This is a genomic window from Paractinoplanes rishiriensis (assembly GCF_016862375.1).
In the GTDB taxonomy this organism is placed as follows: Bacteria; Actinomycetota; Actinomycetes; order Mycobacteriales; family Micromonosporaceae; genus Actinoplanes; species Actinoplanes rishiriensis.
The window spans coordinates 64,840-80,579 of the sequence record NZ_BOMV01000065.1; the positions used below are offsets into that span (position 1 = coordinate 64,840).

Here is a 15,740-nt window from a genome sequence, read left to right on the forward strand (position 1 = left end):
CTGAGGTACCGATCATCGGTACCTCAGACGGAGGCCCCAGCCGCATGGCGGCGCCACCGTAGGTCCATGACTCTCCTGTTGTCCGATCCGCGGGTGGCCGCCGTGCCCGTTCGCGACGTCGACGAGCCGCTGGTCACCCTCGATCCCGGATTCGGCCCCGGCAACGCCCTGGTCCGAAACGAACTGGCCGTCCGCCTGCGGTTCGCGCAGGCGGCCCTGCCCCCCGGCATCCACCTGCGGGTGGTCGAGGGCTACCGCCCGGCGGACCAGCAGCGAGCGATCATCGAGCGCTACGCGGCCGAAATCCGAGCCGACCGCCCCGGCATAGGCGAGCCGGAACTGCACGTGCTGACCAGCCGTTTCGTCGCCCCGCTGGCGGTGGCGCCACACGTGGCCGGCGCCGCCGTAGACCTGACCCTGGTCGACGAGGCGGGCAAGGAACTCGACCTGGGCACCCCGATCGACGCCACCCCGGAGCAGTCCGGCGGCCGCTGCTACTTCGCCGCCGACGACATCAGCCGCGAGGCCCGGGCCAACCGCGACCTGCTCGCCCGGGTGCTGTGCCGGGAGGGCCTGGTCAACTACCCCACCGAGTGGTGGCACTACTCGTACGGCGACCGCTACTGGGCCCTGACCACCGGCGCCGCGGCGGCACTGTACGGCCCGGTCGCCAGCCCGGTCGCCAGTCCGGTCGCCAGCCCGGCCGCCAGTCCGGTCGCCAGCCCGGCGGTCGGCTCGGCGGTCGGCTCGGTGAGCGGCTCGGTGACCCGGTGAGTGTGCTGGCGCTGCTGCCGCAGGCCATCCTGCGGATCGACCTGGCCGCGGTCACCGCCAACGTGCGCACCATCAAGGCGCACACGGCCGGCGAGCTGATGGCCGTGGTCAAGGCCGACGGTTTCGGCCACGGCCAGGTCGACGTCGCCCGGGCCGCCGTGGCCGGCGGCGCCACCCGCCTGGGCGTCACCAGCATCGACGAGGCCCGCCCGCTGCGCGCCGCCGGCCTGACCCAGCCGATCCTGAGCTGGCTCAACCCGCCGGACGCCGACTTCACCGCGGCCGCCCGGCTGGACATCGAGCTCGGCGTGCCCGGTCTGGACCACCTGCACGCGATCGCCAGCACCGCGCCCGGCACCCGGGTCCACCTGCAACTCGACACCGGCATGGGCCGCGACGGCGCCGAACCCGCCCACTGGGACCAGCTCTGCCACGCCGCCCGCCAGGCGGAGCACCAGGGCCGGATCCGGGTCGCCGGGATCATGGGCCACCTGCCCTGCGCCGACCGCCCCGGCCACCCCGCCAACGCCCGCGGTCGCGACCGGTTCGCCTGGGGCCTGCGCGTAGCCCGGGCGGCCGGCCTCCGCCCCGCCGACCACCACCTGGCCGCCACGGCCGCCACCCTCACCGACCCGCTGGCGCACCACACCATGAGCCGGGTCGGCGCTGGCCTGGTCGGCATCGACGAGTCCGGAACGGTCCGGCTGCGGCCCGCCCTCACCCTGACCGCCCCGCTGGTGACCATCCGCAGCGTGCCGGCCGGCACGGCGGTCGGCTACGGGCACACCTGGACCGCCCGGCGGGCGACCCGGCTGGGTCTGATCCCGCTCGGTTACGCCGACGGCCTGCCCCGGCTGGCCTCCGGCCGCGCCGAGGTGTGGGTGGGCGGCGCCCGCTGCCCGGTGGCCGGCCGCATCTCCATGGACATGACCGTGGTCGACCTGGGCCCCGGCACCGCGGCGTCGGTCGGCGATCCGGTGACGGTCTTCGGCCCCGGCGACGACGGCGAACCCACCACGGCGCAGTGGGCCGCCTGGGCCGAAACCCTCGAACACGAGATCGTCACGGGCCTCAGCGCCCGGCTGCACCGGAGGAGCACGCCATGACCCCCATCCGCGTCGCCGTGATCGGCGGCGGCCGCAACTGCGAACACGACGTCTCCCTCGCCTCGGCCGCCGCGGTGGCCGACGCCCTGGATCAGGCGGGTCACCATGCCGTTCGCCTCACCATCGACCCGGCCGGGGTCTGGCGCGATGGGGAGGGCCAGCCGATCGGCCTGGCCGCAGCGGTCGACGTGCTGCGGTCGTGCGCCGTGGCCTTCCCGGTGCTGCACGGCCCGCGGGGTGAGGACGGCACCCTGGCCGCGCTGTGCGGCTTGGCAGACGTGCCGTGCGTGGGCTCGCCGCTGGGCGCCGGCGCGCTGGCGATGGACAAGTGGGCTACGAAGCTTGTGGCCGGCGCGCTCGGCATCGCGGCGGCGCCCGCGCGGCTGCTCACCCGCGCCGAGGCCCGCTCGTACGCCTTCACCCACCCGGTCGTGGTCAAGCCCGTGGCGGCCGGTTCGAGCCACGGCGTCACCCTGGTCGGCGAGGCGGCGGCGCTCGGCCCGGCCCTGGAGGCCGCCTTCGCCCACGACCACCGGGTCCTGGTCGAGGAGGTGATGACCGGCCGGGAGATCGACGTGGCGGTGCTGGGCCGCCCGGACGGATCGCGGGTCGTGGCGCCGCCGCTGGAGATCCTCGTCCCCGATGGCAGGATCTTCGACCATGCCGCCAAGTACGGCGGCCCGCCCGCCTTCGTCGTGCCGGCCCCGCTCGACGAGGTGGCCCGCAAGCAGATCGAGCAGGCGGCAGTGAGCATGTATGACGCGCTGGGCTGCGCCGGGGTCGTCCGGGTCGACTTCTTTCTCACCGCGCACGGCCCGGTCCTCAACGAGGTGAACACCACGCCCGGCTTCACCGCGCAGTCGCAGGTGCCCCGCATGTTCGCGGCGGCCGGAACCCCGTTCGGCGCCCTGCTCGATCTGCTGGTGCGTGATGCGCTGCCGGCCTGAAACGACGCACGCGCTTGGCAGGATGACCTGATGAGCGAAACGGCCTCGACCCGCGGCTCACCCGGCGGCCCCGACGCCGACCCGGCCTGGCGTGCCTGGCGGTCGTGGCTGCCCGAGGGCATCGCGGCCCTGGTGGTGCTCGTGGCTGGCTGCACCGAGGCCATCGTGGCCTGGGCGATGATCAGCGGTCGCACGGAAGGCTTCGCCACGGCGCTGGCCGTCGCGTTCGCGGTCGGGATGTGCCGCCGGGCCCCCGGTGCCGCCCTCGGGCTGGTCTGGATGCTGGGCCTGCTCCACGTGCGGTTCGGTATGCCGATCATGCTGACCGAGTTCGCGTTGACTGCCGTCTTCTTCGGCGGCGCGCGGTGGGGCCGCCCACCGACCCTGGTGATCAGCGCGCTCTCGGTGCCGCTGGCGGTGGTCGTGGCGTTCGTCCTGCACGAGGGCCGGATCGTCATCCTCCACCTGCTGCTGGGCGGTTCGAGGCTGGCCGTCGCCATCCGCGAGGAGCCGGCCGCGCAACTGGTCCTGTCGCTGACCGGCCTGCTGGTCGTCGCCGCTCCGTGGCCGGCCGGGCTGGTGATGCGCCTGCTCGAAGGGACGCGAACGTCCCGGGCCTCGATGCTGGCCGCCGAGGAGGCCGCCGCCGGCGCCTGGCGCGAGACCGAGCACGCCCGGGAGATCGCCCACCTGCGCGACCAGCAGACCCGCCTGGCCCGCGACGTCCACGACGTCGTCGGCCACTCGCTCGCGGTGATCCTGGCGCAGGCCGAGTCGGGACAGTACCTGGACGACAACGCGAAGCTGAAGAACACCCTGCAGACGATCGCCACCTCGGCACGCTCGTCGCTGCAGGACGTCCGCCAGGTGCTCTCGTCGACCCAGGATCCGGCCACCGGCCCGGACGGCACGGCCCGCTTCGACAGTCTCATCGCCGGCATCCGCGGCAGCGGGCACGAGATCACCGCGACCGAACTGGGCACACCCCGGCAACTGCCGCCAGACGCCGGTGCGGTCGCCTTCCGGGTCTTCCAGGAGATGCTCACGAACGCCATCAAGCACGGACGGCGGGACCGGCCCATCACGGTCGAACGACACTGGCCGGCGCCGGAACCGGCCGACGGCGTCTCGGACACCTTGCGCATCGAGGTAACCAACGTGACCGACGCGGCCCCCGAAGCCGCCCCCGGCCGCGGCCTGGACGGCATGCGGCGCCGCCTCGAATCGATCGGCGGCCACCTCGACGTGCGCCGCCGCGAGCAACCCGACGGCACCACCTTCACCGTCACCGCGTACGTCCCCGTGCGAGGCAGCGCCCGATGAGCGACGACATCACCGTCCTGCTCGTCGACGACCAGGACCTCTTCCGCGAGGGTGTGCGCGTCATCATCGACGCCCAGGACGGCATGCGGGTGATCGGCGCGGCCGGCGACGGGTTGGAGGCGGTCCGCCTGGTCGAGGAGTTGCGGCCCGACGTCGTGCTGATGGACATCCGGATGCCCCAGATGGACGGCGTCGAGGCGTCCCGTCAGATCTTCGCGCCCGAGCGGGTGGCCCGGCGAGCCAAGCCGGTCCGGGTGATCGTGCTGACCACGTTCAACCTGGACGACCGCGCCGCCACCGCGATCCGCCACGGCGCCAGCGGATTTCTCCTCAAGGACACCACGCCGCTGATGCTGCGCGACGCGATCCGCACCGTCCACGCCGGCAACGCCGTGCTCGCCCCGCAGGACCTGGCCACCCTGCTGGACCGGCAGTTCCCGGCCGAGGCCCCACCGCCGGCGGCCTTCCTGGGGCTCACCGACAAGGAGCGCGAGGTGTTCACCGCGGTGGCCCGCGGCCTGTCCAACGCCGAGATCGCCGGCACCGTGTTCGCCAGCGAGTCCACGATCAAGACCCACGTGGGCGCCATCCTGCGCAAGCTGGCGCTGCGCGACCGGGTCCAGATCGTCGTGTTCGCCCACGAACACGGCCTGGTCTGAGCGGGCCACGTCAGGACCACCGGAAGAAGCGGGTCGCGGTGAAGCCGCAGACGACGGTGCAGGCGGCCAGGGCGAGCAGGCTGCCCCACGCCGGCCCGCCACCGGTCCAGGCGGCGGTGAGGGCGCGGACCGCGGCACCGAACGGCAGCGCCTCGCCGACCCGGGCCAGCCAGCCGGGCAGGTTGGTGACCGGGCCGAACATGCCGCCGACGCCGCCCAGGCCGAAGAACACGAGCAGCCCGATCGCGAGGGCCGCGTTGACGGTCGGTGCGACCGCGGCGATCAGCAGGCCGCCGGCGAACATGGCGACCGTGGTCAGCAGGATCACCCCGGCCGTGACCAGCAGGTCGGCCGGTGCCGCCGCGCCGAAGCCGGCCACCGCCACCGCGGCCGCCAGCAATACCCCGCCCAGTATCTGGACGCCGCCGGCGGTCAGGTGGGCGCCCAGGACGGCCTCCGGGCGGACCGGGGTGACCGCCAGGCGGCGCAGCACGCCGGTCGTGCGGTAGGTAGCGAGCACGCTGGGCATGTTTACCAGGCCGATGGTGGCGATCACGATGACCAGCACGAGCGGCACCACGTAGCGGGCCAGGGACTCGGCGGGCAGGTTGAGGGCGTTGCCGACCAGGACGAGCAGCGGCAGCGCGATCGGGATGATCAGGCCGGCGGTGTCGCGGCTGACGGTCTTGAGCTCGGCGCCGACGAGCAGGCGCCAGGTGCGGGTCATCGGGTGCCTCCGGTGAGGGCGAGGAAGGCCTCGTCGAGGGTGTCGCGGCCGGTCTGTGCGGCCAGGGCGGCCGGGGTGTCGAGCGCCAGCAGCCGGCCGTGGTCGAGCAGGGCGACCCGGTCGCAGAGGCGTTCCACCTCTTCCATGGCGTGGCTGACCAGCAGCACGCTGACGCCGTCGGCGCGCAGGTCGGTGACGATCCGCCAGATGTCGCGGCGGGCCTCCGGATCGAGCCCGGTGGTCAGCTCGTCGAGGACCGCGACGCGGGGCTTGCCGGCCAGTGCGGCCGCGATCGACACCCGCTGCGCCTCACCGCCGGAGAGCTGCTCGAACCGGGTGTCGCGGCGGTGGTCGAGGTTGAGCGCGTCGATCAGGAAATCCGGGTCCAGGCCGTCCGCGTGCAGGCCGCGGTGCAGCCGGATCAGCTCACGGACGGTCAGCGCCGGGTGCAGGGCGGCGTCCTGGAGCTGCACGCCGAGCACCCGGCGCACCGTCGCCCGCTCGCGGACCGGGTCGTGGCCGAGCACCCGGACGGTGCCGCGGTCGGGCCGGATGAGGCCGGCGATGGCGGCGACGGTGGTCGACTTGCCGGCGCCGTTGCGGCCCAGCAGCCCGAAGATCTCACCCGGGTGCACGGTGAAGCTGACGCCGTCGAGGGCGGTGGTCCGGCCGTATCTCTTGTGCAGGTCGGTGACTTCGATCGCGGTCATGGGGCGACGTTATGAGCGGGGGCGCCTGGCCCGCGCGTGCCACCGGTCATGGAAATAACCCATGACTATCGGCACGGGCGGCAGCCGTCGCCCGCCACCTACGCTGGGCGCATGAAGCGATGGGACCCCGACATGTGGAGCGCGGTCTACGGCACCGCGATCTGCGCGGCCGTGGGACTGCCGCTGCTGGTGATCAACGTGCGCGGCGAGGACCTGACCTCCATTCCGGTGGCGCTGTGGTGGCTGTGTTTTGCCGGCTATCTCCTGGCGCAGACGGTGTGCACGTGGTGGTCCGACCGGCTGGGGCCGCGGGCCGTGCGGGCCGGTTTCGCGGCCATGGTCGTGCTGGGCACCGTGCTGGCCCTGAGCGCGCCGCGGGCCGGCTGGACGGCGATCCTGCTGATCTTCACCTCGGCGCTGAGCGTCTATGTGGTGCGGTTGCCCGTCACCGCGGCGGTGATCGTCTACAACACCGGGGTCATCGTGCTCGCCTCGGTGCTGGGTGACTTCTCGGCGGGGGCGGTGGTGGCGACCGGCGCGCTCTACCTGTTGCTGCAGGTCGCGTCCGTGGCGAGCGTGGTGGCCACGGCCCGGGCGCAGCGCAACGCCGAGCGGCTCGCGGTGGCGCACACCGAGCTGCGGGCCGCGCACGCGATGCTCGCCGAGTCGTCACGGGCCGACGAACGGCTGCGCATCGCCCGCGAGCTGCACGACGCGCTCGGCCATCAGCTCACCGTGCTGGCGCTGGAGCTCGAGGCGGCCAGCCACAAGGCCGAGCCGGCCGAGCACGTGGTCCGCGCCAAGCGGGTGGCCCGGGAGCTGCTGGCCGACGTGCGGGCGACCGTGGGGGAGCTGCGGCACCGCGCGCCCGACCTGCGGGCCACGCTCGACCGGATCGTGGCCGATCTGCCGGCGCCGCAGGTCCAGGTGCACGTCGACGCCGGGGTGCAGACCGACGAGGCCCGCACCGCGGTGCTGATCCGGTGCGTGCAGGAGGTCGTCACCAACGCGATCCGGCACGCCCGCGCCGACTTCGTGTGGATCGAGATCCGGATCGGTGACGAGGGCGGCATCGTCTTCGACGCGCGCGACGACGGGCGGGGCGCCGACCGGGTGGTGATGGGTCACGGGTTGACCGGCATCGACGAGCGGGTGCGCGAGCTGGGTGGGCAGGCCCGGTTCGAGGGCCGGCCCGGGTTCCGGGTGGTGGCCGAGGTGCCCGCGCCGTGATCAGGGTGTGCCTGGTCGACGACCACACCCTGGTCCGGCAGGGCATCCGCGAGCTGCTCCTGCTGGCCGACGACATCGAGGTGCTGGCCGAGGCCGACGACGGCGCGTCCGCGGTGGCCGTGATCGAGGCCGACCCGCCCGACGTGGTGCTGCTCGACCTGCGGATGCCGCGATATGACGGGATCTGGGCGCTGCGCACCCTGCGGGAGCGGGCCATCCGGGTGCCGGTGCTGGTGCTGACCACGTTCGACGACGACGAGTTGGTGTTGCGCGCGGTGCAGGCGGGAGCGGCCGGCTACATGCTCAAGGACGTCACTCTCGACCAGTTGCTCGGAGCGGTGCGCACGCTGGCCGGCGGCGGCACGCTGGTCCAGCCGGCCATCACCGAGCGGGTGCTGCGGGCGGTCCGCAACGATGCCGCTGCCGACCCGCAGCCCGCGCCGAAACTGACCCAGCGGGAGCTGGCGGTGCTGCGCCTGCTGGCCAGCGGCTACGCCAACCGGGACATCGCGTCGGCGCTGTTCCTGGCCGAGGGCACCGTGAAAAACCATGTGTCGAGCGTGCTGTTCAAGCTCGGCGTCAAAGATCGCACGAGCGCCGTGATGCACGCGCTGCAGCACGGCCTGCTCGGCTGACGAAAGGGGGTGGATCGCTGGCGGGCCGTTAGGTGAGGGCGCGGCCGCGGCGCCAGGTCCGGATCCGGTAGACCAGGGAGATCAGGCCGAGCACCATGGCCGGCAGGAGCAGGAAGGTCCAGACGCCGTCCAGCAGGCCGCCCGCGCCGAACAGCACCAGGCAGCCGCCCTCGGCCAGAACCACCGTGCCGGGTGTGCCCAGTGAGTCGCGGCGGCCGGTGCGCCACAGCTTCGCCCCGCGCCACAGGGACAGGATGCCTGTTGCGATGCACAGCCAACCGGCGATCGTGATTATCACGGTGGCAGTGTGTCAGCCGAATGCCAGGCGGCCGGCGCCGAGTTGGGCCATGCGGTCGGCCTCTTCGGGGAACACCTGGGTGCGGCCGGAGACCTTGCGCAGCAGGGTTACCGGGTCCCAGCCGAGGCGGTGCCATTCGGGGCCGAGCAGCGCCTGCGGCAGGTGGGCGGCGCCGGCCGGGGTCAGGCAGGGCGGCTGCGCCAGGGCGTCGGTGATGTCCAGGCCGTGCACCGCCACCTCGACGGTGCGGGTGGTCAGGAAGGCCGACAGCAGCATCGCGTCGCCGTGCCGGGTGCGGACCCGGCGGGCGGGCGTGACGGCGCGGTAGGCGTCGTCGACCGCGTAAGCGGCGGCGGTGAATGCCGCTACCAGATCGTCCGCGGAGCCTTCCGTCTGTGCGGTGTGGATCCGGTCGGTGTTGGCGTCCAGGCTGAACCTTGCGTCGGGGCGGTAGTAGCCGGTGGCGTCGGTGTCGGGGTGGTCCGGTTCGTCCTGGGTGAGCATGTGCGGCAGGCGGCCCAGGGCGGTGACCAGGTGGCCCACCACGTCGCGGACCGTCCAGGGTTCGCAGCGGGTGGGCTGGTCCCAGTCGTCGGGGGACAGGCCGGCGAGGGTGGCGGCCAGCGCGTGCGCTTCGGCGCGGAACGCGGCCGACTCCGGGTCGGTCATGTGCGCCACTCTTTCAGATCGATGGACGTGGTGGGGCATAGGATGCGGCTGATGGACCACAACCGGTGGATGAGCTGGGCGGTCGACCTGGCGCACCGGTCACCGCGGTCGGCGACCGCGTTCGCGGTCGGCGCCGTCGTCGTGGATGCGAGCGGGGCAGAGATCGCGCACGGCTGGTCCCGCGACGACGATCCCCTGGTGCACGCGGAGGAGTCGGCGCTGCTCAAAGCGCGCGGGCACGCCGGTCTGGCCGGCGCCACCCTGTACAGCACGCTGGAGCCGTGCTCGAAGCGGGCGCACCGGCCGGACGCCACCTGCACGGGGCTGATCATCGCGGCCCGGATTCCGCGGGTGGTGATCGCGTGGCGCGAGCCGGACACGTTCGTGACCTGCGAGGGTGTTGCCCTGCTGACCGCGGCGGGGGTGGACGTGATCGAGTTGCCGGAGTTCGCGGCGCGCGCCCGCGCCGTCAACGCCCACCTGCCGGGCCTGGGTGGACAGACGCCAGGCCAAACGGCGGGTGGTCAGACGTCGGGTGGCCAAACTCTGGGTGGCCAAACTCCGGGCGGTCAGACGCCGGGCGGTTAGAGGCCATTGCGGGCGATGTGGCACACTCCCGCCGTGGGTGACGACGAGGGTGGGCTCAAGGCCCGGCAGCTCGTGCCCGCCACAGGCGGGTCGTGGAGCGGGCTGCTGTTCGACAATGCTGCCGTCGGGCTGCCGCCGGCGCTGACCTGGACCTTCCGGGTCCCGTTCGAGCCAGTCGACGGCGAGCCGGTGACGCTCGACGTCGACTGGTTGCCGTTGCCGGCCACCGGCTGGCGGCAGCTGGCGGGACACGCGGCGACGAGCGATGCGTTCGCGGAGCCGGCCGAGTCCAGCGTGTACTACTTCGGCCACCGCCGTTACGAGCGGGTGGAGGTGCGGGTGTCCGAGCAGGACGGCTCCCGGATCCGGGTGGCCGCTACCGTCTCCGGCGACATCGACGGGCTCGGCCCCGAGTCGATCACGGTGGACGCCTGGCTGGAGTTCGCGGGCATCAGCGTCCAGCTCGGTGACGCGCCGTCGGCGGAGGCGGCGCTGGCCCGGCTGGCCGAGTTCACCGACGTCGACGGCCTGGTCACCGATCCGGATCCGCCCGGGATAGCGTTCCACTTCGTCGCCGGCTCATAGGCCCCGCCGCCGCGGTGCCGGCAGCAGGTACCAGTCCAGGTCGTTCCACCACAGTGGCGTCACGTGGACCGCGCTGCTGGTGCCGGCCGGCCAGATGCCGGCCGTGGCGACCCGGTCGACCGTGACGTCGGCCTCGATGTCCGCGCCCACCAACCCGGCGGCGACGGCGGCCACGGTCAGTTCGGTCGGCGCCAGGTCACCGGCGGCGGCGTCCAGCGCGGCGCGGTCCGTCGGGTCGGCGATGGCCCGGGCCAGAGCCGTGGTCAGCGCGCGGTCGTGCGGGATGAGTGCAGCCAACGTGCGGGCCGGTCCTTCGGTCCGGCCGGCAGAGGACCCAGCGAGCAAGGCACTGGCGGGGCCGGCGGGCAGGGCGCCGGCGCAGTCGAACGCGGCCCCGTGCCAGGTGCCGGTGATGAAAGTCGTGCACAGCGGCGTCGTCGCGGCCCAGACGGTGGACCGGAACAAGCCGTTCCACAGCCGGCTGGCCGGTTCCGCGACGAGGCGCTGCAGCGCGTACCGGGCCAGCACGCCCAGGTCGCGGCGCATCAGGTCGAGGTTCAGGTCGCCGGGTGCGCCGCCGCGGTCCAGCAGGTACTCCAGTTTGCCGTCGTCGGCGACGACCACGCAGAACGCATCCGCGCCGATTCGCCCGAACAGGGCAGCCCGCGGCAGGTCGGGGTCTTCGAACGCATTACCCAGGACCGTGACGGCGACATCGAAGGGACGGTCATATTCACGTAGGCGCATGGCGGCATCGTGTCGCCGCGCCCGAGCGGCGGGACACACCGGCGGTGCGACGCCGTATTTCGGTGTCACACCGCCGGTTAGGCCCGGATACTCGACGCGCAAAACGAAGACGCGCAATCAAAGACGCGAAATCAAAGACACGCAGAACGAAGACGCGCAGAACGAAACGGAAGGTGGCAGTGACGATGAGCCGGACGATCCGGGTGACCGTGCGCGGGGCTTTCGACAACCTGAGCGCGCCGCAGCAGGCCGAACTGGTCGCCGAGCAGGGCGAGCACGACTTCCTGCGCACCGAGTACACCCCGGAGGGCTATCTGACCTACGACCTGCCGGCCCGCCCGTTCTTCACGTTCCGTTTCGCGGAGACTGCGGACGAGTCCGAGGCCGGCCTTGCCGCCGCGGTGGTCCGGGCCGAGGAGAAAGCTGCGGCCTGGATGTCGGTTCGGGGGTACGCGACCAAGAACGTCACCTCGCAGGCGGTCGACATGTCCGCGGTGCCGCTGGGTAAGCGCGGCCGCCGGGAGGCGTCAACCAAGCGTTGACGCTGAAGGATCGTCAACCTAAGGTTGACGGCATGACGCAGACCACCCCTCCGGTCCGGCTCGACGAACTGATCGCCGCGATCAACGCCGCCCGGCCGGACGACACGCTCGAACAGCTCAGCCAGGCCGTGCTGCTCGGCGACCGCCTCGGCGAGCTGGCCGACCACCTGATCGGCCACTTCGTCGACCAGGCCCGCCGCTCCGGGGCGTCGTGGACCGAGATCGGCCGCAGCATGGGCGTGACCAAGCAGGCCGCGCAGAAACGGTTCGTCGGCCGGCCCGCCCCGGCCGACGGCTTCGAGCGGTTCTCGGCGCCGGCCCGGGCCGCCGTGGTCGGGTCGATGGCCGCCGCGAACGCCGCCGGCCACCCCGAGATCCTCCCGGGGCACCTGCTGCTCGGCATGCTCGACGCGGCCGGCGCCGTCGGCACCCGCGCGCTGCAGGACCAGGGTCTCGAACCGGGCGCGGTGCGCACGGCGGCCCACGCCGCGCTGCCGCCGGCCGGCGAGCCCACCACCGGCCTGCTCCCGTACGACGCCCGGTCCCGCAAGGTACTCGAGCTGACCTTCCGCGAGGCGCTGCGCCGGAACCACCTCGGCATCGGCACCGGCCACCTGCTCCTGGCCCTCATGGCCGAGGAGTCCCTGCCGGTTGCCGCAGATCAGGAAGCGGTCGAGACCTTCCTCCGGGAGGCAGACCCGGAGCCGCATCCCTGACGGATGTCATGCCCGTCCGGTGACGCCCGGCCTGCGGAAGGCCGGCCGGATGCGCCGAGCATCGAGGTATGACGCTCACTGCCCCACCGGCAACTCTCGCCGTCGACCTGGACGGCATCGTGAAGCGCTACGGCGCGGTCACCGCCGTCGACGGCATCAGCCTGCGGATCCGTCCCGGTGAGGTGGTGGCCCTGCTGGGCCCGAACGGGGCCGGCAAGACCACCACCATCGACATCCTGCTCGGCCTGGCCCGCCCCACCGAGGGCGAGGTACGGGTGTACGGCCGGCGCCCGCCGGACGCGGTCGCCGCCGGCCTGGTCTCCGCCGTCCTGCAGACCGGCGGCCTGCTGCGCGACTACACGGTCGAGGAGACCGTACGGCTGACCGCCGTGCTGTTCGGCAAGCCGCCCGGCGCGGCCGCCGAGGCCCTGGACCGGGCCGGCATCGCCGACATCGGGAAACGGCTGGTCGGCAAGTGCTCCGGCGGCCAGCAGCAGCGCCTCCGGTTCGCCATGGCCCTGCTGCCCGACCCCCGGCTGCTGATCCTGGACGAGCCCACCACCGGCATGGACGTCGGCGGCCGGCACGACTTCTGGCAGGCCATCCGGCGCGACGCCGAGGGCGGCCGCACAGTCATCTTCGCCACCCACTATCTGGAAGAAGCCGACGCGTACGCGGATCGGGTGGTCTTCGTGCGCCGCGGACGGGTGGTCGCGGACGGCACCGCCGCCGAGGTCAAGGCGCTCGCCTCCGGCCGCACCGTGCGGGCCACCCTGCCCGGCGCCGCCCCCGACCGGCTCGCCGCGATCGCCGGCGTGGAATCGGCCGAGGTCCGCGGCGACACCGTCTACCTGCACGGCCGGGACACCGACGGGATCGCCCGGCACCTGCTCACGCACACCGCCGCCCGGGACCTGGAGATCACCTCCCGGAATCTCGAAGAGGCGTTCCTGACGCTGACCGCGGACAAAAGCACCGGGGACAAAAGCGCCGCCGACGATAGGAGCCACCGATGACCGCCATCGCCATCGGCATGGTCCCGCTGGAGCTGCGCCGGATGCTGCGCAACAAGCGGACCGTGATCTTCACGCTGGTCCTGCCGGCCGCGTTCTTCCTGCTGTTCGGCACCGCCGGCAGCTACCGCAGCACGGCGGCCGGTGACGGCAACGTGACCGGCTACATCATGGTCAGCATGGCCGTGTACGGCGCGATGCTGGCCACCACGAGCGGCGGCGCCATGGTGTCGATCGAACGCGCCGCCGGGTGGAGCCGCCAGCTGCGCCTGACCCCGCTGAAGCCGACCGCCTACATCGCCGTGAAGCTGGCCCTCGCCATGATCATCGGTGCGGTGTCGGTGCTGGTGTCGTTCGCCGTCGGGTCGCTGGCCGGTGCCCAGCTGCCGGCCGCCGCCTGGGTCGGGTGTGGCCTGCTGGCCTGGCTGTGCGCGCTGGTGTTCGCGGCGTTCGGCCTGTTCATGGGCTACCTGCTGCCGAGCGAGAACGTGATGCAGATCCTCGGCCCGGTGCTGGCCGTGCTGGCCTTCGCGGGCGGCCTGTTCGTGCCGGTCGACCAGCTGGGCCACACGTTCGCCACCATCGCGAAGTTCACCCCGGTCTACGGGGTCGGTGAGATCGCCCGCTACCCGCTGGTGCACGACGGCACCCTGTGGCTGGCCGTGCTCAACGTGGTGGCCTGGACGGCGATCTTCGCGGCCGGCGCGATGTGGCGGTTCCGCCGCGACACCGCCCGGGTCTAGCGTCGACAGCATGGCGGTTTCCCGGTACGGGTGGGTGTTCGCCGCCGTCTGGCTGTTCTACCTGTCCGAGAACGTCGCCGCCCTGCTCCGGCAGCCGAACATGGGGTGGCGCACGGTGGGCCTGGCCGCGGTCGCCGGGTTCGCGGTCGGGTACGTGCTGCTGGTGCGCATCGCCCGGGAGTCGCCGCGGCGGCTGCGGTTCGGCATCCTGCTGCTGCTGACCCTGTTCGCCCTGCAGATACCGGGCGCCGGTGCGCACGCGCTGACCTGCCTCGTGTACATCGCGGCGCTGTCGATGATCAGCCTCCCGCTGACCGAGGCCATCCCGATCGCGGCGCTGCTCACCGCGGCCGCCGAGGCGTTGCCGGCCACGGTGCCGGGGTGGCGCGACAACGGTTACGGCCTCGCTGTGGTTCTCGGCTCGCTGGCCACGTACGGCATCCGCCTTGCCTCTGAGCGGCAGAACCGGCTGCTCGCCGCCCAGCAGGAACTCGCCGACCTCGCGGTGCAGAACGAGCGCGCGCGGATCGCCGGTGACCTGCACGACATCCTGGGGCACTCGCTGACCGTGGTGACGGTCAAGGCCGAGCTCGCGCAGCGGCTGCTCGACGTCGACCTGGACCGGGCCCGCAAGGAGCTGGTCGATCTCGAGTCGCTGGCCCGTGACGCCCTGTCGGATGTCAGATCAACGGCTTTGGGCGTACGTGGAATCAGCCTGCCCGGCGAAATAGCCGCAGCCCGCGCGGCATTGGCCGCCGCGAACGTGGAGGCGTCGCTGCCCGGTGCCGCCGACGAGGTGCCCAGCCGCAACCGTGAGCTGTTCGCCTGGACGATCCGGGAGGCGGTGACCAACATCGTGCGGCACAGCCGGGCCCGGCACGCCGAGGTGCGCCTGGCCACCAGCAGCGTGGAGATCCTCGACGACGGGGTGGGCGCCACGGTGACCGGCGACGGTCAGGGCCTGACCGGCCTGCGCCGGCGGGCCGAGGCGCTGGGGGCGACGCTCACCGCGGGCGGGCGCGAGGATCAGCCGGGATTCCGGGTACGGGTGGAGGTCCCGACGTGATCAGACTGCTGCTGGCCGACGATCAGGCGCTGGTGCGCGGGGCGATGGCGGCCCTGCTGGACATGGAATCCGACCTGACCGTGGTGGCCGAGGTCGGCCGCGGCGACGAGGTGCTGGCCGCGGCCCGGGCCCACGAGATCGACGTGGCGCTGCTGGACGTCGAGATGCCCGGGCTGGACGGCGTGGCGGCGGCCCGCGAGCTGCACCGGGAGTTGCCGGCGGTGCGGGTGTTGATGGTGACCACGTTCGGCCGGGCCGGTTATCTGCGGCAGGCGATGGCGGCCGGGGCCAGCGGCTTCATCGTCAAGGACACCCCGGCCCGGCAGCTGGCCGAGGCGGTGCGCCGGGTGCACGAGGGCCTGCGCGTGGTCGACCCGGACCTGGCCGCCCAGTCGCTGGCCCAGGGCGAGTCGCCGCTGACCGAACGGGAGACCGACGTGCTGCGCTCGGCCCGGGACGGCGGCACGGTCGCCGACATCGCCCGTGACCTGCACCTTTCCGAGGGCACCGTGCGTAACCACCTGTCCGCGGCGATCGGCAAGACCGGTGCCCGGACCCGGGCCGAGGCGGTCCGGCTGGCCCGGGACAACGGATGGTTGCTCTCTTGAGAAGTCTGTAACGGGTGCAACTGAGCGGCAACCGAGAGTGACCGTTCGCTGCAC

Annotated in this window: 20 protein-coding genes; 15 read left to right on the plus strand and 5 right to left on the minus strand. The window is 73.1% G+C overall.

Translation table 11 applies throughout. From position 1 onward, the window contains the following. Positions 1 to 66 precede the first annotated feature (66 nt). The 5 genes from Ari01nite_RS30940 to Ari01nite_RS30960 are packed head-to-tail and all read left to right on the plus strand — an operon-like array spanning position 67 to position 4,809. Complete coding sequence (locus tag Ari01nite_RS30940) at positions 67 to 774, plus strand: M15 family metallopeptidase (RefSeq protein ID WP_203785752.1); 708 nt, start codon at positions 67 to 69, stop codon at positions 772 to 774. After that, complete coding sequence (gene alr, locus Ari01nite_RS30945) at positions 771 to 1,880, plus strand: alanine racemase (RefSeq protein WP_239163177.1); 1,110 nt, start codon at positions 771 to 773, stop codon at positions 1,878 to 1,880. Before Ari01nite_RS30940 ends, alr begins: the two co-directional genes overlap by 4 nt. Beyond that, positions 1,877 to 2,827, plus strand: a complete 951-nt coding sequence (locus tag Ari01nite_RS30950) for a D-alanine--D-alanine ligase family protein (protein WP_203785753.1) — start codon at positions 1,877 to 1,879, stop codon at positions 2,825 to 2,827. Before alr ends, Ari01nite_RS30950 begins: the two co-directional genes overlap by 4 nt. A 30-nt stretch (positions 2,828 to 2,857) precedes the next feature. Further along, positions 2,858 to 4,150, plus strand: coding sequence for a sensor histidine kinase (locus tag Ari01nite_RS30955; RefSeq protein WP_203785754.1), 1,293 nt, complete (start codon positions 2,858 to 2,860; stop codon positions 4,148 to 4,150). After that, on the plus strand, positions 4,147 to 4,809 hold the full coding sequence (locus Ari01nite_RS30960) for a response regulator (protein WP_203785755.1): 663 nt from the start codon (positions 4,147 to 4,149) through the stop codon (positions 4,807 to 4,809). The genes Ari01nite_RS30955 and Ari01nite_RS30960 overlap by 4 nt, the downstream gene beginning before the upstream one ends. A 10-nt stretch (positions 4,810 to 4,819) precedes the next feature. Here the strand turns inward: Ari01nite_RS30960 and Ari01nite_RS30965 are convergent, their stop codons facing one another. Both Ari01nite_RS30965 and Ari01nite_RS30970 read right to left on the minus strand, forming a co-directional pair. After that, entirely contained in the window at positions 4,820 to 5,536 is a 717-nt protein-coding gene (locus Ari01nite_RS30965) for an ABC transporter permease (protein ID WP_203785756.1), read from the minus strand. After that, positions 5,533 to 6,246, minus strand: coding sequence for an ABC transporter ATP-binding protein (locus Ari01nite_RS30970; protein WP_203785757.1), 714 nt, complete (start codon positions 6,244 to 6,246; stop codon positions 5,533 to 5,535). The genes Ari01nite_RS30965 and Ari01nite_RS30970 overlap by 4 nt, the downstream gene beginning before the upstream one ends. 111 nt (positions 6,247 to 6,357) lie before the next feature. On the opposite strand from Ari01nite_RS30970, the gene Ari01nite_RS30975 reads away from it, so the two are divergent. Both Ari01nite_RS30975 and Ari01nite_RS30980 read left to right on the plus strand, forming a co-directional pair. After that, positions 6,358 to 7,476, plus strand: coding sequence for a sensor histidine kinase (locus tag Ari01nite_RS30975; RefSeq protein WP_203785758.1), 1,119 nt, complete (start codon positions 6,358 to 6,360; stop codon positions 7,474 to 7,476). After that, positions 7,473 to 8,111 (plus strand): response regulator, encoded by a 639-nt coding sequence (locus Ari01nite_RS30980; protein ID WP_239163178.1) that lies wholly within the window; start codon positions 7,473 to 7,475, stop codon positions 8,109 to 8,111. The genes Ari01nite_RS30975 and Ari01nite_RS30980 overlap by 4 nt, the downstream gene beginning before the upstream one ends. A 28-nt stretch (positions 8,112 to 8,139) precedes the next feature. Here Ari01nite_RS30980 and Ari01nite_RS30985 read toward each other — a convergent pair whose 3' ends face one another. Together Ari01nite_RS30985 and Ari01nite_RS30990 are read right to left on the minus strand one after the other, a co-directional pair. Beyond that, a complete protein-coding gene (locus Ari01nite_RS30985; RefSeq protein WP_203785759.1) occupies positions 8,140 to 8,409 on the minus strand; it encodes a hypothetical protein in 270 nt (89 codons plus the stop codon). 12 nt (positions 8,410 to 8,421) lie between these two features. Beyond that, positions 8,422 to 9,078: a maleylpyruvate isomerase N-terminal domain-containing protein gene (locus tag Ari01nite_RS30990; RefSeq protein ID WP_203785760.1), complete on the minus strand. Its 657-nt coding sequence runs from the start codon at positions 9,076 to 9,078 to the stop codon at positions 8,422 to 8,424. Positions 9,079 to 9,129: 51 nt separating this feature from the next. On the opposite strand from Ari01nite_RS30990, the gene Ari01nite_RS30995 reads away from it, so the two are divergent. Both Ari01nite_RS30995 and Ari01nite_RS31000 read left to right on the plus strand, forming a co-directional pair. Next, the gene (locus Ari01nite_RS30995; protein WP_203785761.1) at positions 9,130 to 9,666 is read left to right on the plus strand and encodes a deaminase; all 537 of its coding nucleotides are present in this window, start codon (positions 9,130 to 9,132) and stop codon (positions 9,664 to 9,666) included. Positions 9,667 to 9,699: 33 nt separating this feature from the next. After that, positions 9,700 to 10,251 (plus strand): hypothetical protein, encoded by a 552-nt coding sequence (locus Ari01nite_RS31000; protein ID WP_203785762.1) that lies wholly within the window; start codon positions 9,700 to 9,702, stop codon positions 10,249 to 10,251. Here Ari01nite_RS31000 and Ari01nite_RS31005 read toward each other — a convergent pair. Next, positions 10,246 to 10,998: a hypothetical protein gene (locus Ari01nite_RS31005; RefSeq protein ID WP_203785763.1), complete on the minus strand. Its 753-nt coding sequence runs from the start codon at positions 10,996 to 10,998 to the stop codon at positions 10,246 to 10,248. The two genes, Ari01nite_RS31000 and Ari01nite_RS31005, sit on opposite strands and share 6 nt — an antisense overlap. 185 nt (positions 10,999 to 11,183) lie before the next feature. Here Ari01nite_RS31005 and Ari01nite_RS31010 point away from each other — a divergent pair, with 185 nt between their 5' ends. From Ari01nite_RS31010 to Ari01nite_RS31035, 6 genes are all read left to right on the plus strand, one after another. After that, positions 11,184 to 11,540, plus strand: coding sequence for a DUF6204 family protein (locus tag Ari01nite_RS31010; protein WP_203785764.1), 357 nt, complete (start codon positions 11,184 to 11,186; stop codon positions 11,538 to 11,540). Positions 11,541 to 11,572: 32 nt separating this feature from the next. Then, the gene (locus Ari01nite_RS31015) at positions 11,573 to 12,256 is read left to right on the plus strand and encodes a Clp protease N-terminal domain-containing protein (protein ID WP_203785765.1); all 684 of its coding nucleotides are present in this window, start codon (positions 11,573 to 11,575) and stop codon (positions 12,254 to 12,256) included. Between the two features lie 68 nt (positions 12,257 to 12,324). After that, positions 12,325 to 13,272, plus strand: coding sequence for an ABC transporter ATP-binding protein (locus tag Ari01nite_RS31020; RefSeq protein WP_203785766.1), 948 nt, complete (start codon positions 12,325 to 12,327; stop codon positions 13,270 to 13,272). Then, complete coding sequence (locus Ari01nite_RS31025) at positions 13,269 to 14,012, plus strand: ABC transporter permease (RefSeq protein ID WP_203785767.1); 744 nt, start codon at positions 13,269 to 13,271, stop codon at positions 14,010 to 14,012. Before Ari01nite_RS31020 ends, Ari01nite_RS31025 begins: the two co-directional genes overlap by 4 nt. Before the next feature lie 10 nt (positions 14,013 to 14,022). Continuing rightward, entirely contained in the window at positions 14,023 to 15,078 is a 1,056-nt protein-coding gene (locus tag Ari01nite_RS31030; RefSeq protein WP_203785768.1) for a sensor histidine kinase, read from the plus strand. Further along, positions 15,075 to 15,686: a response regulator transcription factor gene (locus Ari01nite_RS31035; protein WP_203785769.1), complete on the plus strand. Its 612-nt coding sequence runs from the start codon at positions 15,075 to 15,077 to the stop codon at positions 15,684 to 15,686. The genes Ari01nite_RS31030 and Ari01nite_RS31035 overlap by 4 nt, the downstream gene beginning before the upstream one ends. The last annotated feature ends 54 nt before the right edge of the window (positions 15,687 to 15,740 follow it).